This is a genomic window from Rhizobium sp. BK212 (genome assembly GCF_014197475.1).
Taxonomy (GTDB): domain Bacteria; phylum Pseudomonadota; class Alphaproteobacteria; order Rhizobiales; family Rhizobiaceae; genus Rhizobium; species Rhizobium anhuiense.
The window spans coordinates 94076-116221 of the sequence record NZ_JACIFS010000008.1; the positions used below are offsets into that span (position 1 = coordinate 94076).

Annotated in this window: 21 protein-coding genes; 14 read left to right on the forward strand and 7 right to left on the reverse strand. The window is 61.7% G+C overall.

Annotated elements, in window-relative coordinates; translation table 11 throughout:
- Positions 1 to 248 precede the first annotated feature (248 nt).
- Both FHT79_RS23465 and FHT79_RS23470 read left to right on the forward strand, forming a co-directional pair.
- On the forward strand, positions 249 to 1970 hold the full coding sequence (locus FHT79_RS23465) for a response regulator (protein ID WP_047613824.1): 1722 nt from the start codon (positions 249 to 251) through the stop codon (positions 1968 to 1970).
- A 127-nt stretch (positions 1971 to 2097) separates the two neighbouring features.
- A complete protein-coding gene (locus FHT79_RS23470; protein WP_210304827.1) occupies positions 2098 to 3462 on the forward strand; it encodes an EAL domain-containing protein in 1365 nt (454 codons plus the stop codon).
- Positions 3463 to 3530: 68 nt separating this feature from the next.
- Here FHT79_RS23470 and FHT79_RS23475 read toward each other — a convergent pair whose 3' ends face one another.
- The 5 genes from FHT79_RS23475 to FHT79_RS23495 all read right to left on the reverse strand — a co-directional run bounded on the left by FHT79_RS23475 (position 3531) and on the right by FHT79_RS23495 (position 7592).
- On the reverse strand, positions 3531 to 4148 hold the full coding sequence (locus tag FHT79_RS23475) for a PRC-barrel domain-containing protein (protein ID WP_063476423.1): 618 nt from the start codon (positions 4146 to 4148) through the stop codon (positions 3531 to 3533).
- Positions 4149 to 4371: 223 nt separating this feature from the next.
- Positions 4372 to 5259: an SMP-30/gluconolactonase/LRE family protein gene (locus FHT79_RS23480; protein ID WP_097542864.1), complete on the reverse strand. Its 888-nt coding sequence runs from the start codon at positions 5257 to 5259 to the stop codon at positions 4372 to 4374.
- On the reverse strand, positions 5256 to 5897 hold the full coding sequence (locus FHT79_RS23485; RefSeq protein WP_028757735.1) for a 2-dehydro-3-deoxy-6-phosphogalactonate aldolase: 642 nt from the start codon (positions 5895 to 5897) through the stop codon (positions 5256 to 5258). The genes FHT79_RS23480 and FHT79_RS23485 overlap by 4 nt, the downstream gene beginning before the upstream one ends.
- Positions 5898 to 5910: 13 nt before the next feature.
- Complete coding sequence (locus FHT79_RS23490) at positions 5911 to 6825, reverse strand: 2-dehydro-3-deoxygalactonokinase (protein ID WP_097542863.1); 915 nt, start codon at positions 6823 to 6825, stop codon at positions 5911 to 5913.
- Positions 6825 to 7592 (reverse strand): SDR family oxidoreductase, encoded by a 768-nt coding sequence (locus FHT79_RS23495; RefSeq protein WP_179867802.1) that lies wholly within the window; start codon positions 7590 to 7592, stop codon positions 6825 to 6827. Before FHT79_RS23495 ends, FHT79_RS23490 begins: the two co-directional genes overlap by 1 nt.
- 120 nt (positions 7593 to 7712) lie before the next feature.
- Here FHT79_RS23495 and FHT79_RS23500 point away from each other — a divergent pair, with 120 nt between their 5' ends.
- The 11 genes from FHT79_RS23500 to FHT79_RS23550 all read left to right on the forward strand — a co-directional run bounded on the left by FHT79_RS23500 (position 7713) and on the right by FHT79_RS23550 (position 19021).
- Positions 7713 to 8510 carry an IclR family transcriptional regulator gene (locus tag FHT79_RS23500; protein ID WP_097595290.1) on the forward strand — a complete coding sequence of 266 codons (798 nt, stop codon included), beginning with the start codon at positions 7713 to 7715 and terminating at the stop codon, positions 8508 to 8510.
- A gap of 261 nt (positions 8511 to 8771) precedes the next feature.
- Positions 8772 to 9506, forward strand: coding sequence for a LuxR family transcriptional regulator (locus tag FHT79_RS23505; RefSeq protein ID WP_047613834.1), 735 nt, complete (start codon positions 8772 to 8774; stop codon positions 9504 to 9506).
- A 639-nt stretch (positions 9507 to 10145) separates the two neighbouring features.
- The gene (locus FHT79_RS23510) at positions 10146 to 11306 is read left to right on the forward strand and encodes an Mrp/NBP35 family ATP-binding protein (RefSeq protein ID WP_183904231.1); all 1161 of its coding nucleotides are present in this window, start codon (positions 10146 to 10148) and stop codon (positions 11304 to 11306) included.
- 454 nt (positions 11307 to 11760) lie between these two features.
- On the forward strand, positions 11761 to 12738 hold the full coding sequence (locus FHT79_RS23515) for a magnesium transporter CorA family protein (RefSeq protein ID WP_028756718.1): 978 nt from the start codon (positions 11761 to 11763) through the stop codon (positions 12736 to 12738).
- Positions 12739 to 12756: 18 nt separating this feature from the next.
- Positions 12757 to 14655, forward strand: coding sequence for a potassium transporter Kup (locus FHT79_RS23520; protein ID WP_047613836.1), 1899 nt, complete (start codon positions 12757 to 12759; stop codon positions 14653 to 14655).
- Between the two features lie 238 nt (positions 14656 to 14893).
- On the forward strand, positions 14894 to 16105 hold the full coding sequence (locus FHT79_RS23525) for a cell wall hydrolase (protein ID WP_183904232.1): 1212 nt from the start codon (positions 14894 to 14896) through the stop codon (positions 16103 to 16105).
- Positions 16106 to 16376: 271 nt separating this feature from the next.
- A complete protein-coding gene (locus FHT79_RS23530) occupies positions 16377 to 16715 on the forward strand; it encodes an AtpZ/AtpI family protein (protein WP_028756715.1) in 339 nt (112 codons plus the stop codon).
- A 62-nt stretch (positions 16716 to 16777) separates the two neighbouring features.
- Positions 16778 to 17530 carry a F0F1 ATP synthase subunit A gene (locus FHT79_RS23535; RefSeq protein ID WP_018245007.1) on the forward strand — a complete coding sequence of 251 codons (753 nt, stop codon included), beginning with the start codon at positions 16778 to 16780 and terminating at the stop codon, positions 17528 to 17530.
- A 67-nt stretch (positions 17531 to 17597) separates the two neighbouring features.
- Positions 17598 to 17825, forward strand: a complete 228-nt coding sequence (locus FHT79_RS23540) for a F0F1 ATP synthase subunit C (RefSeq protein WP_003545854.1) — start codon at positions 17598 to 17600, stop codon at positions 17823 to 17825.
- 77 nt (positions 17826 to 17902) lie between these two features.
- Positions 17903 to 18526 (forward strand): F0F1 ATP synthase subunit B, encoded by a 624-nt coding sequence (locus FHT79_RS23545; RefSeq protein ID WP_028756714.1) that lies wholly within the window; start codon positions 17903 to 17905, stop codon positions 18524 to 18526.
- A 3-nt stretch (positions 18527 to 18529) separates the two neighbouring features.
- Positions 18530 to 19021 carry a F0F1 ATP synthase subunit B gene (locus FHT79_RS23550; protein WP_028756713.1) on the forward strand — a complete coding sequence of 164 codons (492 nt, stop codon included), beginning with the start codon at positions 18530 to 18532 and terminating at the stop codon, positions 19019 to 19021.
- A 156-nt stretch (positions 19022 to 19177) separates the two neighbouring features.
- Here the strand turns inward: FHT79_RS23550 and FHT79_RS23555 are convergent, their stop codons facing one another.
- Positions 19178 to 19867 carry a ribonuclease HII gene (locus FHT79_RS23555; RefSeq protein ID WP_028756712.1) on the reverse strand — a complete coding sequence of 230 codons (690 nt, stop codon included), beginning with the start codon at positions 19865 to 19867 and terminating at the stop codon, positions 19178 to 19180.
- Between the two features lie 276 nt (positions 19868 to 20143).
- Positions 20144 to 21301, reverse strand: coding sequence for a PA0069 family radical SAM protein (locus tag FHT79_RS23560; RefSeq protein WP_183904233.1), 1158 nt, complete (start codon positions 21299 to 21301; stop codon positions 20144 to 20146).
- Between the two features lie 139 nt (positions 21302 to 21440).
- On the opposite strand from FHT79_RS23560, the gene FHT79_RS23565 reads away from it, so the two are divergent.
- Positions 21441 to 21959 (forward strand): glycosyltransferase family A protein, encoded by a 519-nt coding sequence (locus tag FHT79_RS23565; RefSeq protein WP_183904234.1) that lies wholly within the window; start codon positions 21441 to 21443, stop codon positions 21957 to 21959.
- Positions 21960 to 22146: the final 187 nt, after the last annotated feature.

Below are 22146 nucleotides of genomic sequence, written 5' to 3' on the forward strand. Positions count from 1 at the left end.
CGCAAGCTTTCCCTAGGCGTGATCGGGGCCTCCCTCAAGATCCGGGTCGCCGCTGCATGATTTCATCCTCAAATCGGAACCGATTTAAGGATGAAATCATGCAGCAGTTCAAAGTGTTACAGCGTCCTATGCGCGGCTGGAAAAGACGCGCGGCGCTGTAATGTTAAGCCGGTTTTAACATAAAAATGGCATTTCTATTCATATACCTCCGGAAGCTGCGAAATCGAACAGATGTGGGACGCAATAGCATGAGTGCCGGCTTCGAAAAGGCGGACACATCATCAGAAATCGATGGGACCTCCGTCGAGGCCGATCTGCAGACGGCGCTTTTCGATGTGGTGTGCGACAGCCTTTCCGCAGCTTTCATCATCTACGACAAAAACGATCATCTGATCTTTGCAAGCCGCCAGACGCTGGAGTTCTTCCCGCTACCGCCGGAGATGCTGAAGCCGGGCACCCGGCTTCGCGATTTTCTCGGCGCAATGTATGACACCGGCATTCGTCAGCAATATGCTGCGAAGCAGGGCGGCTCGCTGAGCCGCGAGGATTGGCTGTCGCAGAAAATCGCCTCGCATTGGCGCGAGCGCTTCGAATCCGTCGAGCGCCATGGCGCCGACAGCTGGGTCCGCTTCGTCAAGCGCAGGCTGCCGGGCGGTTACGGCGTTACCATCATCTCCGACATTTCCGAGGACAAGAAGCGTGAGGAGCAATGGCGTTCGGATCTGGAGCGCGTACAGCTGACCGAGGACATTCTCGACAATCTGCCGTTCCCGCTCTTCGTCAAGGACCGCAATCTCACCTATGTCGCCGTCAATCTCGCCTTCTGCGAAAAATATCAGACGACCGCCGACGAGGTGCTCGGGCGCAAGAGTGGCGATCTCTTCTCACCGGAGATCGCCAAGCGCTTTGAGGAAAGCGATCGTCATGTGCTGGAGACCGGCGAAATGTCGGTCTCGCGCCAACGACAGATCTCCCGCGACGGCATCGAGCGCGACATCGTCAGCCGCAAGCACCGTATCGGCAAGCCCGGCCGCTATTTCCTGGTGTCGACCACCCAGGACCTGCCGCGCGACGGCGCCGATCTCGACGAGTTCGGCCGGGCCTCGGCGATCACCACGTCAAGCAATCAAAGCTATCGCCGGGCCTATGTGCCGGTGCCGAGCGCCGTCGAGCGCCGCGAACCGGCGGCAATGGAAGCGATCGTTCCGGAGAATTTCTCCGGCCGCAAGGTCCTCGTCGTTACGGCCGACCTCGCCGCCGAGACCGCTGCGCTGCGGACCCTTTCGAAATACGGCTTCGAATCCTGCTCGGTCCGCGGCGAGGACGAAGAGGAGCGCTTCCTGGAAATCGCCACCTCCTCCGGCATCTCGCTCGATCTCCTGATCATCGACAATCAGATGGGCATGCGCTGCCTCGAACTCGCCGAGCAATACGGCATCCCGTCGCTGGTCATGGACGGTTTCCAGATCGCCAACGAGCTCACCTTCCAGATCGCCCGCCATTTCAATCGCAACAGCCGCAGTGCTGCCGGTTCGGATACGGATTGGGAAATCAGCATCTCCGACGACGTGGTCGGCCTGCAGGTTCTCGTCGCCGAGGATAATGATATCAACCAGATCGTTTTTTCGCAGATCCTCGAGGGCCTGGGCTACAGCCACATGATCGCGGCGACCGGCGACGAGGTCGTGCGCATGTGGGCCGAACACCGGCCGCAGATCGTGCTGATGGATATTTCCCTGCCGGGCTTCAACGGCTTCGAGGCAGCGCGTCTCATCCGGCAGATGGAGGAAACCGGCGGCGGAGCCCGCACCCCGATCATCGGCGTGCTCACCCAGGCCTTCGAGCGCGACCGCGCCGAATGCGTCAAATCAGGCATGGACGACGTCATCATGAAACCCGTCAGCCCCGACATGCTGGAGACCGTATTTCAGAAGTACCTGATGGATGAGGCCGTGCGGGCGCGAGGCTAGGCGGAGAGACCCGTCAATTCCCTAAATTTTGGGGCGGTTCAGGCGGCAGAAGCCGTTGATTTACTATCGAATTGTTAAGACATGCCGGTCATTCTTTGCATGGCTCCGGAGGAAAGCTCGGGTTTGGATGATAAAATCGGCGGACATAGCCTTCTTGACCGTCGGTCAGAACGAGCTTCAGGCGATGGCCTATACTGATCCGCTGACCGGATTGGGAAACCGCAATCGCATGCGCGACAAGGTCTTGCAGATCTCTTCCGAGCGTGCCAGCGACCCGGCCCCCTTCACCATCGGCATCGCCAATCTCGACAGTTTCAAACCGATCAACGATCTCTTCGGCTCGGCAGCCGGCGATGAAATCCTTTGCCAGGTCGCCCACCGCCTCAAGGCCTGTATTCCCGATGGTGCATTGGTCACCCGTCATGATGGTGACGAATTCGCTTTCGTGCTGCCGCTGATTTTCGAGCGGGCGAGTGCCGAGAAATTCGGTCAGATGATCCGCGAAGTTCTGTCGGCTCCCTATGACCTCGGTGACCGCAACGTCCGTCTCTCCGCTTCCCTCGGCTTCTCCATCTATCCCTTCGCCGGAGAGGATTGCGATGAACTGCTGAAGAGCGCCGAAACCGCCCTCTACCGTTCCAAGCGCCGCGGTCGCGGCCAGATCACCGTCTACTCGCGCGAGATCGCCCAGGAGATGAAGCGCGCGACGCAGCTGGAGCAGGCGCTCAGAAACGCCATCATCTCCGATGCGATCGATGTGCATTTCCAGCCGATCGTCTCGCTGTCCAACAACCAGGTCGTCGGTTTCGAGGCGCTCGCCCGCTGGAACGATCCCGATCTCGGCTTTGTCCCGCCCGGCGTCTTCGTGCCGCTCGCCGAAGAGCGCGGCTTCATCGACGCGCTGTCGGAAGCACTGCTGCGCAAAGCCGCCGAAGCCGCCCTTTCCTGGCCACGCGACCTCTTCCTGTCGTTCAATCTCTCCTCGGCCCAGCTGATGGATCCGGGCACCAGCGGCAGCATCCTGTCGATCCTCGGCCGCGTCGGCTTCGATCCCCATCGCCTGGAGCTGGAGATCACTGAGACCGCGGTGATGAGCTCGGCCGATACCGCCCACCGCATCATCGCCGATATGCGCGCCGCCGGCGTGCGCATCTCTCTCGACGATTTCGGCACCGGCCAGTCGAGCCTCGGGCGCCTGCGCGACTTCATCTTCGACAAGATCAAGATCGACCGGGCGTTCGTCTCACGCATCAATTCCGATCGCGCCTCCGAACATATCATCAAGGCGATCTTGACCATGTGCGAGGGTCTGGAGCTGGAGGTCGTGGCGGAAGGCATCGAGGATTATGCCGAGGCGGTAAAGTTGCGCACGCTCGGCTGCGGCATGGGCCAGGGCTATCACTTCGGCCGTCCGGCCGACGGGATCGCCACGCTGCGCTTCCTGCACGAGAACTATTACGATCCGACCATGGCGGAGCGGGTCAGCGCATAAAGCGATGGCGCCCCTAGGAGCGCCATCGCCTACGCTATACTACCGCGCGTGGTTTAGTTGACCCCGGTCTACTTGGCCGTGGTCGAGCCTGTCGACGTGGCGTCGGTCGGCAGGGCGGTACCGGTGGCCGGTGCCTTTTCAGCCGACTGCATGGCCAGCGTCTTGAACTCAGGTGCGGCCTTCAGCGATTCAGCCGTTTCGCTTGTCGTCAGCTTGACGCTGCCGTCCTGGGTGTTCTGGGCGACGGTGATCTTGTCCATCGGCACGGCGACGTTCTTTTCGCCGATACCGAGGAAGCCGCCGACGCCGACGATCGCGGCAACCAAGCCGCCATCCTTCTTCATGATCAGGTCGTTGACGCTGCCGATACTTTCATTGTTGCCGTTATAGACCGACTGGCCGATATAGGTATTGGCGCTGATCTGATCCGGAGCCTGTTCGGTGATATAGCCGGCCTGAGCCGTGTCTGTCGTCGCGGCCGGGGCGGGAGCCTGTGCGGCATCGCCTGCGGGCTTGGTGACGTCAGGAGTGATCGGCGGCTTCGGGGCTGCCGGATCGGCAGGCGCCGCTTGGGTCGGAGCGGCGGGATCCGCCGGCTGCGGGGCCGTCTGTGAGAATGCCGCCGGTGCGAAAGCCGTGGCAAACAGCGCGCCAGCGGCAACGGTCGTCAAGAGTTTGCGTGTCATTTCGAACCTACCTTCAGTTCCCTAGAGTGATCGCTGACCCGGCAATATCTGTGTGATTGCCGCGCCGGTTCGAAGGGAAAATGACTGGTGGGCCGATTGGTTCCGGTTGAAAACACGGAAAATTTCTCGATTCTCACGGAACATTTATCGAAAAACCGCTGCAGAAACGAGAAAGAGCGCCCCGGTCCGAGGGCGCCCTTGAGGGTCGTTGGCAAAGCCGGATTTAGATCACATAGACGGGATCGAACGCGCCTTTGACCTCGATGCCGAGTTCCAGAAGCGCGCCGGCGCTCGGCTGGGCCGAACGGGCATTTTCATCCAGCCCTTCCCAGGCGGTGGTGACCGCCAGCCGGTCGGCATTGACGCCGATGAAGGCGGGGCAGGAGGGCTGGACGGCAGGAACCTTGTAGCGGGAGATGCGCAGGCCATCGGGATTGTAGCGGTCGACGACCCCCGCACCCCAGCGTGCATTCCAGATATAACCATCGGCATCGACCACCGAGCCGTCGATGTCGCCGGGCTCGTTCATGCTGTCGACGAGCACGATCGGTTCGCCCGAGGGCAGGCCGGTCTGCGGATCGACCATGACCCGCATCAGCCGGTTGATGCGGGAATCCGTATAATAGCCGACCGTGCCGTCCGGCGAGAAGCAGATCGAATTCGGGATGCTGATGCCGTTGAAGATCTTCGTCACCTTGCCGCTGGCGACATGATAGATGGCGCCGGCCTGGTTTTCCGCCCGCTTGCTCATCGTGCCGATCCAGAGTGCACCGGAAGGATGGGTGCGGCCGTCGTTCGAACGGTTTTCCGGCCTGTCGTTTTCGAGCGCGGCGTAGAAGGTGAGGTTGCCGCTGGCCACGTCGCGCACGAAAAGCCCTTCCTCCGTCGCGATCAGCTGCCGTCCGGCGTCGATGCGGGCAAGTACGCTCGCCATCACAGGCAGCGGATGCACCTTTTTCGCGCCTGTCGAAAGATTGAGCTCATGCAGTTCCTTGCCCAGGATGTTGAACCACCAGACGGTATTGCTGTCCGGATCATAGGTCGGGCCTTCGCCGAGGACGGAATTGGTGTTGCAAAGGGTTTTGCCCTCGAACTCATAAATATCGGTCATACGCTCACGCTCCCAATGGCTGCATCATAGGCGTAAATGGTCGCCTTGGCGCGCTCGGCAACCTCTGACGCGGTCATTCCGGGTTTGTAGATGCTGGTGCCGAGGCCGAAGGCGAAGATGCCGGCCTTGGTATAATCGCCGAAGTTCTTGTCCGATACGCCGCCGACGGCGGCAATCGTGAGTTCCGGCGGCAGGATGGCCCGGATCGCCGTGATGCCGGAAGGACCAAGCACGCTTGCCGGAAAGAATTTGAGACCGGTGGCGCCGGCGCGTGCTGCCGCCAGCGCCTCGGTCGGGGTAAAGACACCCGGCATCGTCACCATGCCGTATCCGCGCGCCCGGATGATTACCTCAGGCTCGACATTCGGCGTGACGAGCAGTTTGCCGCCGGCAGCATGCAGGCTGTCGACCGCCTCGACCGTCAGCACAGTGCCGGCGCCGATCAGCACGTCTGCCGGCGCCATCTTCGCGGCGATCTCGATGGATTTGAACGGTTCGGGCGAGTTGAGTGGGATCTCGATCGCCGTCAGGCCGTTTTCGATCAAGGCGCCGACGACGCTTTCGGTCTCTTCAGGCCTGATTCCGCGAAGGATGGCGATCAGCGGACGCTTCATGTCGGGGAAGGGGATACGGGTCATTGTGTCAGCTTTCTCAATTCGGCCAGATGGCTTCGGCGGCAGCCGAAAGCCCGCGGCGCACGGCGGCGTCGGCGTCGATGGCGGTGAAGGCAAGGGAGAGGGTTTTGAAAGCCTGTTCATAGAGCGCCTGCAGGCGCCCGGAGGCAACGAGGGTGATGTCTGAGTTGGCCGCATCCTGCAGTGCCCCGGCGATTTCGAGGCCGATCAGCGTGCCGGAAAGCCGGGCTTGCGCGGCAGCGGCTGAAATGCCGTGCAGGAGCTGGCCCGAGCGGGCCGTGAACAGCAGATTGGAGGCAAGGGCCGGGCGCGCGAAAGCCGCCGAGACCGCCGCCTCGAAGGCCGCCGCATCCGCCGGCTGCTCTTCCGCCCCCGCAACCGCATGCGACAGGATCGTGTGTTTGCTGATGACGTCGAAAAGCTCGCCGGTCATGAAGGTCGAAAAGCCGGTAACTTTGCCGTCCGTCACATGCACCCATTTCGAATGCGTGCCGGGCATGCAGACCGCCTGCGCTCCGGAGCTTGCGCGGCCGAGCGCGCCGAGCAGCTGGGTTTCCTCGCCGCGCATGACGTCGGGTGTGGCGATATCCCGCTGGGCAAGGCCCGGCAGGATGCGGATGTCGCGGCTTTCGCCGGGCACGGAGACCGCCCCGGTGAGGATCGCGGCGAGCGGCGTCGGCACGTCGATATAACCGGCCTCGACCCAACCTTGCCTGGCGCCGGCCATGCCGCAGACGATCACCGGCAGGTTTTCCGGCGCTTCGATGGCAGCGAGATGGCTGGCAAGCACGGTGGAAAAGCCGGTCTTTGCGGCGCTCGTCATCCCTTCGCCGCTGCGGCGTTCGGCAAGGACGGTGCCGTCCCGGTCGATCAGCCAGAGCCGGAAGCTGCTGGTGCCCCAGTCCACCGCGACATAAGCGGGATTTGCCATTACAGAACGCCTCCATCGACAATCAGGGACTGGGCGGTCATCGCCGCCGCGCAGTCGGATGCAAGAAACAGGCAGGGGCCGACGATCGCATCGGGCTTGAGTGCGACTTTCAGGCACTGGTCCTCGACCGAACTCGCAATGCTCTCCTCGGTGAGCCAGAGCTGCATCTGCCGCTCGGTGACGACCATGCCGGGCAGGATGCAGTTGACGCGGATATTCTCCGGCCCGAGCCTGCCCGCCATGCTCTTCGTCAGCCCGACGACCGCAGCCTTCGCCGCCGCATAGGCGGGAAAGCCGCCCATGTTCAGCTTGAAGGCGATCGACGACATATTGATGATCGCCCCGCCGCCGGCCGTCCGCATCGACGGCACGACTGCCTGCGAGGTAAAGAACACATGCCTGAGGTTCACTGCCTGGTTGTTGTCCCAATAGACCTCGGTCACCGCGTCGAATTCATGGCGGTCGTCCCAGGCGGCATTGTTGACCAGCACGCGGATCGGTCCGGACCGCGCAATGACGGTATCGACCGTGCTCCGGATCGCCTCGATATCGCGCAGGTCGGCATGGTGAAAGGAAACCGGATGCGCCGTCTCGCGCGACAGCCTTTCGGCGAGCTCGCGGCCTGCGGTCTCGGCGATATCGATGAACGACACCTTGGCGCCCTGGCGCGCGAAACCTTCGACGATCGCAGCGCCGATGCCCGATCCGCCGCCGGTCACGAGCACGGCTCGGTCCTTGAACTCGGGAAATTGTGCTGTTGGCATCATGGTCACTGTCATCGTCAGCGGCGCCTCCCAATTTTATCATTGTTCCATTATCTGGAACTTAATTTGACTATATGGAATTATCGAATTACACTGGCCTTTCTGTCAAGGGTGAGTGAGGCGATGAATTCAAACGGCGACGGGCCAGCACAGTCACGCGAAACCGGCACGCTCGGCAAACTGATGGTTCTGCTCGATCTCGTCACCCATGCCGATGCGCCGCTGCGTTTCACCGATATCCTGGCTCTTGCCGGCCAGCCGCGCGGCACGCTGCATCGCCAACTGAGTCACCTGGTGGAGGAAGGCCTGCTCGAACTCGATGGCGACGGCCGTTATGCGCCGGGCCTGCGCCTGCTCGATTTCGCCGCGCGCAGCTGGGCGCGCAACGAATTTCGCCTGATTGCCGAGCCGCACCTCGCCGATCTGCAGCAGGCGACCGGCGAGACGGTGCATCTCGGCGTTCTGAGAGGCCAGTCGATCATCTATCTCGACAAGGTCGAAGGCCGGCAGCCGGTGCGCATGTATTCGCAGATCGGCAATGCCTCGCCCTGTTATTGCACCGGCGTCGGCAAGGCGGCCCTGTCGCTGCTCCCGGCCGAGAGCCTCGGCGATCTCGTCGCCGGCCTGAGCTTCACCAGCTTTACCGCCTCGACCCATGTCTCGGCCGAAACGCTGCTGGAAGAAATCCGCGAAATTGCCGATCAGGGCTTTGCCTTCGACCGTGAGGAGCACGAGGCCGGCATCCGTTGCGTTGCCGCACCCGTCTGGTCGGAGGATCGGACTTTTATTGGGGGCGTTTCGATCACCGGCCCGGCCTATCGCCTGTCGATGGAACTTCTGCGCCAATGGGCCGTTCCGGTTCAGCTGGCAGCTGGGAGGATCATGGAAGGCATGCGCGTCCGTCTGGGGCCGCGCCGCTGACGGAAAAAATCGCAGTCCGCCCGCCGCTGGACGCGATTGCAGAGCATGCTTATGGTGAGTGCGATATTGAGATTTGCTGGCGAATCACCACAACTAGAACGGTCAGCGAAATCTACAACCATTCAACGGCCGAACGCTAAACGCCAAAGCCGATCCCATGTGATCCCAAGCGATCATCATTCCCTATGCAATCGAAACACCCATGGCGGGCAGGTTTCGCAAACGGTTTGCCGGCCGCTGTGCCGAAGATGAAGAAATGTGATGGCACCCTTGTCGCAAGCATCCCCGGAAGAAGACGATCATGTTCAGGAAATAGCCGGACTGAAGACCCAGTTCGATATTTTCCGTTTCATGAAGCGTGTGACCGAAGCCTATCGCAGCCGGGCCTTCATGGTTCTCAACCTGCCGCCCGTCACTTCCTTCGATCTTCAGGGCAGCACGGTCATCACCAGTTGGCCGGCCGAGCTTCTGGCGCTTTACGACCAGGAAGGCCTGATGGTGAACAGCCCGGTTCTGAGGCGCTTGAGAACATCGGCGCGACCCTTCTTCTACGACATGTCGCGCCAGAACTGGTCGCGGGACGACGGCAAGTCCATCCTCGTCGTCTCCCTGTTCGAGCGTTTCAAGATGATGCGCGGCGCCTATTTTCCGACGCATGAGCCCTCCGGCCTGCGCGGCGCCGTCTCTTTCGCCGGCGACCGCGAACCCTTCAGCCCGGCCGAGATGCGCGAACTCTGCTATATCGCCATCCATGTCTTCGACAGGCTCGCCGAGATCCGCAACCTCGATACGCGCATCACCGACACGCTGACCGACCGCGAGATCGATTGCCTCAACTGGACGGCGGCCGGCAAGACCAGCGCCGAAATCGCCGAAATCCTCACGCTGTCCGAGCACACGGTCAATCACTACCTCAACCGCGCCACCAAGAAGCTCGACACTGTTAATCGCACCCAGGCGGTCGCCAAGGCGCTGCGCATCGGCCTGATCAAATAAGTTGCAAAAAACAACCACGTGCTTTCGCAGCCGCCCAGCGCTTAGGCATATCTATCCCGTTGAGCGCCTGCCGCAGGCGCTTTGGCGCTGCTTTTCGCCGATTTTGGATCTGGCACGCTTTCTGCTTCTCTTTTGTCAAAGGTCCAGAGGGGACTGAGCCAGCGCCAGGAAATGGCGCGGCCGACACACCGCTGCCCGACGCCGATGCCGCTTTCTCCCGGCCCTTCGGTGTCGGCGGCGGTTGTTGCGTTTTGGCACCGCTTCTTTCGCAGCTGCTGGTGACCTGGCCTGTCTTCGGCATTTTTTGCTGGCCTTTTTTCCGGCTTGCTCTAGTTCGCCCCGCATTGCGCCGGTTCTCGGGGAGACCGTTGCGGCCATCAGGGCGAAAGCCCGGCGGACTTGATGGCCGCAACGGATTGACAATTCTCCGGCCCCTTTGGGCGCGCCGGCCATCGATTGTCCTCCCGATGATTTTGTTTGGCGAAGGCCTCCGTCTCCACTATCTCTACTGCATGATGTCAGCCTTAAATCGGCATGGATTTAGGCTGACATCATGCAATTCAAAGTGCGACAGCGTTCCTTGCGCGTCTTGAAAGACGTGCGGCGCTGCCGTCTGCAAGAAGCAGCAATGAGGGTGGAATGACCGACGTCACCAAGGAACAGGTTCTCGAAACGCTGAAGACCGTGCGCGGACCGGATCTCGAGCACGATATTGTCGAGCTCGGCATGGTCTCCGACGTCTTCATCTCCGACGGCAAGGTTTATTTCTCCATCACCGTTCCGGCCGATCGCGCCCAGGAGCTGGAGCCGATGCGGCTCGCCGCCGAGCGCGTCGTCAAGGAAATGCCCGGCGTCAAGGGCGCCCTCGTCGCCCTGACCGCGGACAAGAAGGCCGCCACTGCTGCTCCCGCTGCCCGCCCTGCGCCCAACCCGCCGCACGGTCATGCCGGCCACGATCACCATGCGCATGCGCCGCAACAGCCGCCGCGCGCCGGCAAGATCGGTGTGCCGGGCATCGGCGCCATCATCGCCGTCGCCTCGGGCAAGGGTGGGGTCGGCAAGTCGACCACCGCCGTCAACCTGGCGCTCGGGCTGCTGGCCAACGGCCTTCGCGTCGGCATTCTCGATGCCGATATCTATGGTCCCTCGATGCCGCGGCTCTTGAAGATTTCCGGCCGCCCGACACAGATCGACGGCCGCATCATCAATCCGATGGAGAATTATGGCCTCAAGGTCATGTCGATGGGCTTCCTCGTCGACGAGGAGACGGCGATGATCTGGCGCGGGCCGATGGTCCAGTCGGCGCTGCTGCAGATGCTGCGTGAAGTCGCCTGGGGTGAGCTCGACGTGCTCGTCGTCGACATGCCGCCCGGCACCGGCGACGCGCAGCTGACCATGGCCCAGCAGGTGCCGCTTGCCGGCGCCGTCATCGTCTCGACGCCGCAGGATCTCGCGCTGATCGATGCCCGCAAGGGCCTCAACATGTTCCGCAAGGTCGAAGTGCCGGTGCTCGGCATCGTCGAGAACATGAGCTATTTCATCGCCCCGGACACCGGCACCCGCTACGACATCTTCGGCCATGGCGGCGCCCGCAAGGAGGCCGAACGCATCGGCGTGCCCTTCCTCGGTGAAGTGCCGTTGACGATGAACATCCGCGAGACCTCCGACGCCGGCACGCCGCTCGTCGCCTCCGAGCCGAACGGCGTCGTCGCCGGCATCTATCGCGGCATCGCCGCCAAGGTCTGGGAGCAGCTCGGCGGCCAGCCGCAGCGCCCGGCGCCGGCGATCGTCTTCGAATAATGCATTGCATGATTTAAATTCGATGCGATGCGCTTTCGGGTGCCGAATCACCGTCGCGAATACCCCAAATTGTGGGTGAAACGTGGTGAAAAGCCGCGCTTCACGGAAGATGTCTTGATTATTTCATGGCTTTGCTTCATATGCCGCGGCGCCATGATGGCGTTTGCTGCAGATGCTCAATGACGGCCGTCTTCATTCCGAAGGATGTGGCCCGCCTGCGAGTTCGGAGTTGTCTTGTCGATCGAAGGATTGGTAACTGCGATGCGGTGGAGCACAATGCGCATGCCGGCCTTTGAGGTCGGATGCAGCCGGAGTCGTATGAACTTTCTTGATCCGCTTCCGCTTCGACCGAGGACAAGCGACCGTCGCGCTGCCGCGCTGGCGATCGCATGGAAAGGCTTTCGATGAAAAGTGCATTGGCCGCGAAGCGCCGTGAGCATCGGAGAGGCTGCCGGTGATCACCGCTTACTGTTCCAATTGCAGGTCGGTCGAGATCCGCGATCTGTCGCATGCCGCATCCTTTCCCGAGGATGTCGTGTGGATCGACATGATCGAGCCGACCCGCGACGAGGAGCTCTATGTCGAGAAGATTCTCGGCATCGAGGTCCCGACCCGCGACGATCTCAAGGATATCGAGCCTTCCGCCCGGCTCTATGTCGAAAACGACGCCGTCTTCATGACCGCTTCGCTGCTCTGGAAAGCTGATACCGACGCGCCGACGCTGACCGATGTCGCCTTCATCCTGGCCGGAAACCGCCTGGTCACCATCCGTTATGCCCATCCCAAATCCTTTGCGCTGTTCATTGCCGCCCTTCACCGGCTGCCGGAAAACTGGCGCAGTGGCGCTGCCCTTCTCGCCAAGCTGCTGGAGACGATCGTCGACCGCACCGCCGAGATCCTCGAGATCTCCGTCTCGCGCATCGACATCCTGTCGATGCATGTCTTCGGTGATCGGGCAAGGAAGGTGCGCAAACCTTCGAACTATCTCGAGGAGAAGCTCAGGGATATCGCCGGCCATCACCGGATGATCAGCAAGGTGCGCGACAGCCTCGGTTCGCTGTCCCGCCTGCTCACCTTCTTTCACACGATCCCGGCAATCCAGCAGGATCGCGAGACAAAGGAGCTCTGCCGCACCGTTTCGCGCGATATCCAGTCGCTATCGGAGCATGCTTCCTTCGTCGCCGCCAACATCACTTTCCTGCTCGACGCCTCGCTCGGGCTGATCAACATCGAGCAGAACTCGATCATCAAGATTTTCTCGATTGCCTCGGTGGTGTTCTTGCCGCCGACATTGGTCGCCTCCATCTATGGCATGAATTTTCAGGTCATGCCGGAGCTGACCTGGGTCGCGGGTTATCCCTATTCGCTGGCCCTGATGGTGATCTCAGCCGTCATCCCCTTTTTCTTTTTCCGCTGGAAAGGCTGGCTCTGAGGAGCCTGTTGCAACTTCATGTCCGAAGAGAGCCATCCGAACGAATCCCATATGACGCCGCGAAAGCTGTTCTATCTGGCGCTGGGTTCCGTCGGCGTCGTCTACGGCGATATCGGCACCAGTCCGCTCTATGCCTTTCGTGAGGCGCTGAAGCCGGTGGCCCATGACGGCGTCACCCGTTTCGAGGTCATCAGCCTGATTTCGCTGATGATCTGGGCGCTGACGATCATCGTCACCATCAAATATGTGCTCTTCCTGCTGCGCGCCGACAATGACGGCGAGGGCGGCACGCTGTCGCTGCTCGCCCTTCTGATGAAGACCGCCAACGGCCATACCGCCATCCTGATGCTGCTCGGCCTGATGGGGGCTGCCCTCTTCCTCGGCGATGCGATGATCACGCCGGCTCTGTCCGTGCTGTCGGCCGTCGAGGGCCTGAAGCTCGTCACCCCCAGCCTTGCGGAATATATCGTGCCGATCTCGGTGGTGATCCTGGCGCTGCTCTTCGTCGTGCAATCGCGCGGCACCGGCGCCGTTGCCAGGTTCTTCGGGCCGATCACCGCCGTCTGGTTCCTCGTCATGGCTGCCGCCGGCATTTCCCATATCTCGGACGATTACGGCATCCTTGCCGCCTTCAATCCCTATTATGCCGTCAGCTTCCTGCTGCATGAGGGCTTCTACGGCGTCGTCGTGCTCGGCGCCGTCTTCCTGACGGTGACAGGCGCCGAGGCGCTCTATGCCGATCTCGGCCATTTCGGCCGCCGCCCGATCCAGTGGGCCTGGTTCCTGCTGGTCTTCCCGGCGCTGACGCTGAATTATCTCGGGCAGGGGGCGCTCGTTCTCGGCAATCCGGCGACGATGTCCGATCCCTTCTACCTGATGTACCCGAAATGGGCGCTGTTGCCGGTCGTCATCCTGGCGACCGCCGCGACGATCATCGCCAGCCAGGCGGTCATCACAGGCGCTTTCTCGATGGTGCGCCAGGGCATCAACCTCGGCTTTCTGCCGCGCATGGAAATTCTCTTCACCTCGGAAACCAATACCGGGCAGATCTTCGTGCCTTCGGTCAATGCCGTGCTGTTCATCGGCGTCATCTTCCTGGTCCTGAGTTTCAAGACGTCGGACGCGCTGGCGACCGCCTACGGCATCTCCGTTACCGGCGCCATGGTCGTGACCTCGATCATGGCCTTCGAATTCGTCCGCGCTCGCTGGAACTGGTCGCTGCCGGTTGCGGTGATCGCGCTCGCGCCGCTGGTCGTGCTCGAATTGATCTTCCTCGGCGCCAACCTCTTGAAGATCCATGACGGCGGCTACATCCCGATCATGATCGCCACCGCCTTTACCGTCGTCATGTGGACCTGGCGACGCGGCACCGCGATCCTGATGGAAAAGACCCGCCACACCGATATCCCGCTTGCCTCCTTCGTCAGCTCGATCGAGCGCAAGAGCGAACATTCGCCGGCCCAGGTGCCGGGCACCGCGATCTTCCTGACCAGCGATCCGGAATCAGCCCCCGCCGCCCTGCTGCACAATCTCAAGCACAATCATGTGCTCCACGACCGCAACGTCATCCTGACGATCCGCACCGTCAACAAGCCGCGTGTGCCGAGCCAGGACCGCTATAAGGTCGAGCAGATTTCTCCGCGCTTCTCCCGCGTCGAACTGCTCTTCGGCTTCATGGAATCGCAGAACGTCTCGCAGGCCCTGGCGACGCTGCGCAAGACCGGACTGAAGTTCGACATCATGTCGACCTCCTTCTATCTCGGCCGCCGCAAGCTGGTGCCGGACGCCAAGTCGGGCATGCCCTACTGGCAGGACCGGCTCTACATCGCGCTCGCCAATGCCGCCGCCAACCCCTCGGACTACTTCCGCCTGCCGGCCAACCGCGTGGTGGAGCTGGGCTCGCACGTCATTATTTGACACGGGGGGCAAAGACCCCGCCCCACGAGGGTGAGGGCCTTAACCTGTTGCTCCGCGTCTCCCAAAACTCGAGCTCGGCAAACGATGGGATGATCGCGGGCAAAGCGATCGTGGTCGGCTAGTCCCCCGCCCCTGTGGGGAGGGGACTTTTCCAACACATTAGAACATCCAAACGTGCTCACAGTCACATTCCGGCACGGTCCGTTAACCGGACGTCAAGGTTAATGCGGGATTTTTATTGGAATGTTCCCGCGTTCCATGCCCGGAGTTCGTGTTGCGTCGAAAGAGCCCTTCCCGTAGCAAGCTGCGTCTTTTTCCCGAGAACTGGGTGTCTCCGGTCATCTTCGGTCTTGCCGGCTGGCTGATTTTTCCGAGCGTCGCATCCCATGCCGATCTCGCCGCCATGCTGGCCGGCCTCGATCATCAAGGCGAGAACTGGCGCATGGTGCTGACCAATTCGCCGGCCGGCTCCATCCACCAGGCCGAACTCGCTTTCGCCGAGCCGATGGTGACCGGTTCGATTTCCGCCGGTGCCGGCATGGTGCTGCCCGATGGCCGCAAGGTCGCCTTTACCGCCGAAAATAAGGGCCACGAGGACACGCCGGACGAGGATCGTGTCAACCGCTCCACCAAGAAAGGCCGCGTCGTCGCCGTCGAGAAGATGCAGCCGCCGAAGGACTTTTCCGCCGGCTCCATTCTCGAGCGCACCAGGATGCTCTTCACCCCGAGCTTCGACCTCAAGGACAGGTCTGCCTTCGTCAAGCCGAAGATCCAGGGCAAGGAAATCGAGATCGCCACTTCTTTCTATAAGAAGCAGCCTGTCGTGACCGACAATGGCGTGCCGGCAATGCTCGCAAGCCTCGTCACCAGCAACAAGGCCGATGTGCTCGCCACCGCCTATGCACCGCCTGCACCCGACTATTCCCGCCAGTCGCCGTTCGATTCCATCCTGACCGAGAAGGATAGCGGCCGCTTCGTTCCGGAGATTGGCCCGCGCGATCATGCCTGGGCCGCAAGCGTGCTGGCGCCGAGCGTCTTTTCCGCCCGCGAACAGCAATGCCTTGCCTCCGGCATCTATTTCGAGGCGCGGGGGGAATCGGTGAAGGGCCAGGCGGCCGTCGCCCAGGTCATCCTCAACCGCGTCCGCAATCCTTCCTATCCCAAGACCATCTGCGGCGTCGTCTATCAGAACGAGGATTGGCGCAACCGCTGCCAGTTTTCCTTCGCCTGCGACGCCATCAAGGACAGGGTGAACTCGGAATATCATTGGCGAGTCGCCCGCGATGTGGCGATGGCGGTGACGGCAGGCAAGATCTGGCTGCCGCAGGTGGGCTCGGCGACGCACTACCATGCCGTCTATGTCAGGCCGAAATGGGCAAGGACCATGGAAAAGGTCGGTCGCATCGGTCTTCACGTCTTCTATCGCACCTATGGAGGCGGCTGGAGCTGAGATAAATCGCCTGGGCAAGGCGATTTGCGGGGCTTTAAAGCGGATTCTTTCCATCGAATTTAAGCGATCGGCCTTAAATTGGCCTATCTATTTGATTTGACGAATTTATTTTCTCGCTGGACAGAAGCTGTCTACGCCTTGACTATACCAATCCCTAAAACTATGTTGCGCGCGACTTCAGAACGGGCCGGAAGGGTCTCAACCTTCGTGTCCGGGGTCCGAATGACCGGGGTAGCGGGAGTGCGGGCGACGGGCAGACGAGGAGAGATCCATGGCGGACGACCGCGAGGAAAGTCTTGAAAAGCGCCGTGCGCAATTGGGAGCGAAACTCGCGACCAAGGGCGTCGAGACGGGAGAAGACGAGGCTAGGGAAGCCCGCGCCGAGGTAAGCCGCAAAGGTTATGCCCAGGCGATGAAGCTTTCCAGCGAGTTCATTTCCGCAATCGTCGTCGGTGCTCTGCTTGGCTATCTCCTCGACCGTTTTGTTGGCACGGCGCCTTGGGGTTTGATTGTTCTTCTGCTTCTCGGATTTTGTGCCGGCGTTCTGAACGTGCTGCGTTCTGCGGGGGTGGTGGCCCATCCCCTGGACGACAAGGGCGACAAGAAATAAGGACCGGTTCCGGTCCAGTGCAATGACCCCGCGTTCTGCGGGCCAAAGAGAGAGAACAAGCGGTGTCTAACGATCCGACTCATCAGTTCCTGATCCAGAAGATTGTGCCGATCGAAATCGGCGGAATTGATTTTTCGTTCACCAATGCATCGCTCTTCATGGCCGCTTCTGCTGCCGTTGCCGTAGGCTTCCTCTATTTCGCGACCTCGAACCGCGCCATCGTGCCGGGTCGTTCGCAGTCGGTCGCGGAAATGTCCTATGAGTTCATCGCCAACATGCTGAAGGAAGGCGCGGGCAAGCAGGGAATGAAGTTCTTCCCGCTGGTCTTTTCGCTCTTCACCTTCGTCCTGACGGCGAACCTGCTCGGCATGTTCCCGTATTTCTTCACGGTCACCAGCCAGATCATCGTCACCTTCGCGCTCGCGCTCCTGGTTATCGGCACGGTTCTCGTCTACGGCTTCTATAAGCACGGCTTCCACTTCCTGAATGTCTTCGTGCCGTCGGGCGTGCCGGGCGTTCTGCTGCCGCTTGTTGTCACGATCGAAATCATTTCGTTCCTGTCCCGTCCGATTTCACTCTCTGTTCGTCTTTTTGCGAACATGCTCGCCGGTCACATCACGCTGAAGGTGTTCGCAGGCTTCGTCGCCTCGCTTGGAGCCCTCGGTGCTGTCGGTGTCGGCGGAGCCGTTCTTCCCCTCATCATGACCGTCGCCCTGACCGGTCTCGAGTTCCTCGTCGCCTTCCTCCAGGCCTACGTCTTTGCGGTGCTGACTTGCATGTACCTCAACGACGCAATCCATCCGGGCGGGCACTAAGGATAACGACATCGACGTCAAAGGGCGTCAGTCATTCGCCGCAACAACCATTTCAAAGGAGTTCAACATGGAAGCGGAAGCAGCAAAGTACATCGGTGCAGGCCTGGCTTGCTTTGGTATGGCCGGTACGGCTCTCGGCCTCGGCAATATCTTCGGCAGCTACCTCTCCGGCGCACTGCGCAATCCGTCTGCCGCTGACAGCCAGTTCGGCCGTCTGGTATTCGGCTTCGCCGTTACGGAAGCTCTGGGCATCTTCTCGCTGCTCGTCGCTCTCCTCCTCCTCTTCGCCGTCTGATATCGGCGAATAGATGGATCACGGCCTGCGACCGCAAGCCGTGATCCTTTGCATTTGCAGTCCACCTGGAGGTGAGCATGTTTTTTGTGACCCCGGCTTACGCTGAGGAAGCACCGGCGGCAGCGACGGGTACGGATGCGCATGCCGCTCCGGCCGCAGGCGAGGTCCATACCGAGACTGGTGTTGCCGAAGGCGAACACGCCCGCGGCCCTTTCCCGCCTTTCGATTCGACGACCTTCGCATCCCAGCTGCTCTGGCTGGTGATCACGTTCGGCGTCTTCTATTTGCTCATGCAAAAGGTCATCGCGCCGCGCATCGGGGCCATCCTCGATCAGCGTCACACGCGCATTTCCCAGGATCTGGAAGAAGCAGGCCGCCTGAAGGCGGAAGCCGACGCCGCCGTCCGGACCTATGAAGGTGAACTGGCCGCTGCGCGCGCCAAGTCCAACGCGATCGGCTCTGCCGCACGCGACGCCGCCAAGGCCAAAGCCGAAGAGGATCGCCGCGCTGTCGAGGCGAGCCTGTCGGAAAAGATCAAGGCTGCCGAAGTTCGTATTGGCGAGATCAAGGCCAAGGCCTTCGCCGACGTCGGCACCATTGCCGAGGAAACCGCGGCTGCCGTGGTCGATCAGCTGATCGGCGGCACCGTCGCCAAGGCCGATGTCGCTGCTGCCGTCGCAGCTGCCAAGAAGGAGGCTTGATCGATGGAATTTGCCTTTGACGCGACTTTCTTCGCCTTTGTCGGCCTCGTCCTCTTCCTGGCGCTGGTCGTTTACCTGAAGGTTCCGGGCATGATGGCACGGTCGCTCGACGACCGCGCCGACCAGATCCGCAACGAATTGGCCGAAGCCAAGCGTCTGCGCGAAGAGGCCCAGCACCTGCTCGCCGAATACCAGCGCAAGCGCAAGGAAGCGGAAGCCGAGGCGGCCCACATCGTTGCCGCCGCTGAGCGCGAAGCCGAAATGCTGACCACTGAGGCGAAGAAGAAGACGGAAGAATTCGTCGCCAACCGCACGGCGCTTTCCGAGCAGAAGATCAAGCAGGCCGAGGCCGAGGCGATGAAGGCGGTGCGTTCCGCTGCCGTCGATCTCGCAATCGCGGCCGCCGAAACCGTGCTTGCCAAGCAGGCCGATGCCAAGGTTCAGTCCGAGCTCTTCGGCAATGCCGTGAGCCAGGTCAAGACGCGGCTCAACTGAGCTGTATCGAAAAGATTGAGAGCGAAGGCCGGGCATGTCCCGGCCTTTTCTTTTGTTGATGACTCGGCCTCGTGCGGGGGGCGAGCCGCTGGTCTCGACCCATCCTTCGGACCCCCGTAAACGGGGCGAAGGGACCATGCCGCGACCTCTCCGTTCTTACTCGGAAATAAGCTGATCCATCTCGGGACCATCCTCCACCTTGCGCAACGGCCGGAAGCTCATCCGGTGCAGGGAGCAGGGGCCGTGTTTTTCGATGCCGGCGCGGTGCTGTGCGGTGCCGTAGCCCACATGCGCGGCAAAGCCGTAATCTGGAAACACATGATGTGCCCGTGCCATCATCCGGTCGCGCGTCACCTTGGCGACGATCGAGGCCGCGGCGATCGAGACCGAGCGGGCATCGCCCTTGACCACCGCCTGTCCGGGGCAATCGAGGCCGGGCGGCACGTCGAGCCCGTCGGTCAGCACGTAGCTTGCCGGAATGGCGAGACTGCAGATGGCGCGGCGCATGGCGTCGAGGCTAGCCTTGCGGATATCGGTCTCGTCGATGCGCGTCGAGCTGGAAGAGGCGATGGAGACGGTCGCGGTCGCCAGAATCTGCGCGAACAGTTCCTCGCGCCGTTGCGCCGAAAGCTGCTTGGAATCGTTCAGACCCTCGGGGATGCGTTTGGGATCGAGGATGACGGCAGCGGCGACCACAGGCCCGGCCAGCGGCCCGCGGCCTGCCTCGTCGGCGCCGGCAACCGGCCAGTGGCCGGCCCTGCGGGCTTTGAGCTCGAGTTTGAAATCCGGCACGAGCGGAACCGTGTCGAAAAGCAGGGGAGAATCGGGTGGCGTGCGAGGTTTCATGCGGCTGAACCTCGCACGCCAACCCGATTTCCCGCAAGTCCCCGGATCAGGGCGGCGGCCGGGGACCGGTCCGGCGGATGGTGGCGGTCAAGGCCATCCGCGGGAATTGCGCTCGGGGCTCGAAGACAGGGCGGTTCTATCGAGAAGCCGATGCGCAAGCTACAAGCAATTCCAGGAAAAGTGCGAAGCGGTTTTCCGTTCGGAATTGCGTAAAGGCCAGAGAGCAGTTCCCGGCAAAGCGCGAAGCGGTTTGCCTGAACTGCGTAAAACAAAAGGTCAAAGAAGCGACAGCTGGACGCCGCTGCCGTCGGGCGGCACGAACAGGTCGTCGCGCAGCGGCACGCTGCGTCGCGTCAGGCCGAAACGCCGGGCTGCCATCTCAAATCGCCTGGCGATCTGCCAGGCATAAGGACCGGCGCCCTTCATGCGCTTGCCGAATTCGGCATCGTAATCCTTGCCGCCGCGCATCGAGCGCACCAGCGACATCACATGCCGGTAACGATCGGGGTAATGTTGCAGCAGCCAATCACGAAACAGCGGGCTGACCTCGAGCGGCAGCCTGAGGATGACATAGCTCGCCTCGGCGGCGCCGGCAGCCTTGGCCGATTCGAGAATGCGCTCCAACGCGTGATCGTTCAGCGCCGGGATCAGCGGGGCGGCCATCACAGCCGTCTGGATGCCGGCTTCGGCAAGGGTGTGGATCGTCTCCAGCCGCCGCGGCGGTGTTGCGGCCCGCGGCTCCATCGTCCGGGCAAGCTTGCGATCCAGCGTGGTCACGGAGATGCCGACGCGCACCAGATTCTTGCTTGCCATCTCCCGCAGAATGTCGAGATCACGCAGGATCATCGCCGATTTGGTGACGATCGAGACTGGATGGTTCGCCTTGTTCAAGACCTCGAGGATGCCGCGCATGATGCGCCATTCCTTTTCGATCGGCTGATAGGGGTCGGTATTGGTGCCGATGGCGATCACCCGCACCTTGTAGCCGGGTTTGGCGAGCTCCCGCTCCAGCAACTTTGCCGCATCGGGCTTGGCAAACAGCTTCGTCTCGAAATCGAGCCCTGCGGAAAGCCCCATATAGGCGTGCGTCGGCCGGGCGAAACAATAGATGCAGCCATGTTCGCAGCCGCGATAGGGATTGATCGAACGGTCGAAGGAAATATCCGGCGATTCGTTGCGGGTGATGGCCGTGCGCGGCTTCTCGACCTGCACCTCCGTCTTGAACGGCGGCAGTTCTTCCCATGTCTGCCAGCCATCGTCGAAGGTCTCCCGCTGCAGCGCTTCGAACCGCCCCGTCGGGTTCAATCCCGCCCCACGCCCGCGCCGCCGATCGACCTCGACCCTTAGACCCGAGGAAACGATCATCGCATCGGCAATATCTGCCGTATTGGCAGGCGCGAATGCGGCCTGCCCTGCCAGGGACTGGTCTCTCATCGGATTCTCCCGTGGCGGAAAGCCATCGCCTCCGCCCGTTTTGCTGATTAAATTCCTATCGGCAAAATGAGAACAATGCAAGAACAAAATGAGGAAAACGGCGCTGGCAAAAATTTGTGCGGCGCATTATAAACAGTCAATGTTGACGGTTGTTCTCGAATGTCAGGATCAGGAATCTGAACTGGCGCAGACTTTATCGGTCTTGGTGGCAGGCGCAGTGGAGGGGCTGGTGAGCGATGTGATCGTGCTCGATCACGGCTCTCGCGACGGCACCTCACGGGTGGCCGACGCTGCCGGCTGCCGCTTCCATTCGCAATGGGATATCAAGGACATCGTCCGCTCGGCGCGCGGCGAATGGCTGCTCTTCGTCGAGCCGGGCGCCAGACCGCAGGCGGGCTGGATCGATGAGATCGCCGAATATGTGGCGCTGAACAAGCTGCCGGCGCGCTTCACTGCGTCGAGGGGCTATCGCCGCCCGTTCTTCCAGCGTGTCGGCCGGGCCGTACCGCCGCTGGAACTCGGTTTCCTGGTACCGAAAAAGCTGGCACTCGCCACCGCCAAAAGCGGCATGCGGCTTGCCGAATTCATCAAGGGCCAGAAACCGCGGCGGCTGGCGAGCGAGCTCATTCCGTCCTGGGTCGCCCGCGCCGCACGGTAGCTGCCGCGATCCCCTCCCACCGCTCGCGCAAAAGATGGCGCCCAATAGGATTTCGCGCTATAATTCAAACATGGCGCCGTCGAAGCGCCGCGCTTCGCAACGGAATGGCCATGGAATGCCGGTGAACGGCAGAACAGGTCAGCGACAATCTCCTCTTCTGCCGGGTACCCGGCGAAAGGAGGTGCGT

Coding starts and splice junctions, on each gene's coding strand:
- FHT79_RS23475 (WP_063476423.1), bottom strand. CDS start 4,148: ATGACACGCAAACTCTTGACGACCGTTGCCGCTGGCGCGCTGTTTGCC.
- FHT79_RS23545 (WP_028756714.1), top strand. CDS start 17,903: ATGTTTTTTGTGACCCCGGCTTACGCTGAGGAAGCACCGGCGGCAGCG.
- FHT79_RS23550 (WP_028756713.1), top strand. CDS start 18,530: ATGGAATTTGCCTTTGACGCGACTTTCTTCGCCTTTGTCGGCCTCGTC.
- FHT79_RS23470 (WP_210304827.1), top strand. CDS start 2,098: ATGATAAAATCGGCGGACATAGCCTTCTTGACCGTCGGTCAGAACGAG.
- FHT79_RS23560 (WP_183904233.1), bottom strand. CDS start 21,301: ATGAGAGACCAGTCCCTGGCAGGGCAGGCCGCATTCGCGCCTGCCAAT.
- FHT79_RS23540 (WP_003545854.1), top strand. CDS start 17,598: ATGGAAGCGGAAGCAGCAAAGTACATCGGTGCAGGCCTGGCTTGCTTT.
- FHT79_RS23465 (WP_047613824.1), top strand. CDS start 249: ATGAGTGCCGGCTTCGAAAAGGCGGACACATCATCAGAAATCGATGGG.
- FHT79_RS23565 (WP_183904234.1), top strand. CDS start 21,441: ATGTTGACGGTTGTTCTCGAATGTCAGGATCAGGAATCTGAACTGGCG.
- FHT79_RS23510 (WP_183904231.1), top strand. CDS start 10,146: ATGACCGACGTCACCAAGGAACAGGTTCTCGAAACGCTGAAGACCGTG.
- FHT79_RS23480 (WP_097542864.1), bottom strand. CDS start 5,259: ATGACCGATATTTATGAGTTCGAGGGCAAAACCCTTTGCAACACCAAT.
- FHT79_RS23495 (WP_179867802.1), bottom strand. CDS start 7,592: ATGATGCCAACAGCACAATTTCCCGAGTTCAAGGACCGAGCCGTGCTC.
- FHT79_RS23520 (WP_047613836.1), top strand. CDS start 12,757: ATGTCCGAAGAGAGCCATCCGAACGAATCCCATATGACGCCGCGAAAG.
- FHT79_RS23555 (WP_028756712.1), bottom strand. CDS start 19,867: ATGAAACCTCGCACGCCACCCGATTCTCCCCTGCTTTTCGACACGGTT.
- FHT79_RS23500 (WP_097595290.1), top strand. CDS start 7,713: ATGAATTCAAACGGCGACGGGCCAGCACAGTCACGCGAAACCGGCACG.
- FHT79_RS23485 (WP_028757735.1), bottom strand. CDS start 5,897: ATGACCCGTATCCCCTTCCCCGACATGAAGCGTCCGCTGATCGCCATC.
- FHT79_RS23505 (WP_047613834.1), top strand. CDS start 8,772: ATGGCACCCTTGTCGCAAGCATCCCCGGAAGAAGACGATCATGTTCAG.
- FHT79_RS23490 (WP_097542863.1), bottom strand. CDS start 6,825: ATGGCAAATCCCGCTTATGTCGCGGTGGACTGGGGCACCAGCAGCTTC.
- FHT79_RS23530 (WP_028756715.1), top strand. CDS start 16,377: ATGGCGGACGACCGCGAGGAAAGTCTTGAAAAGCGCCGTGCGCAATTG.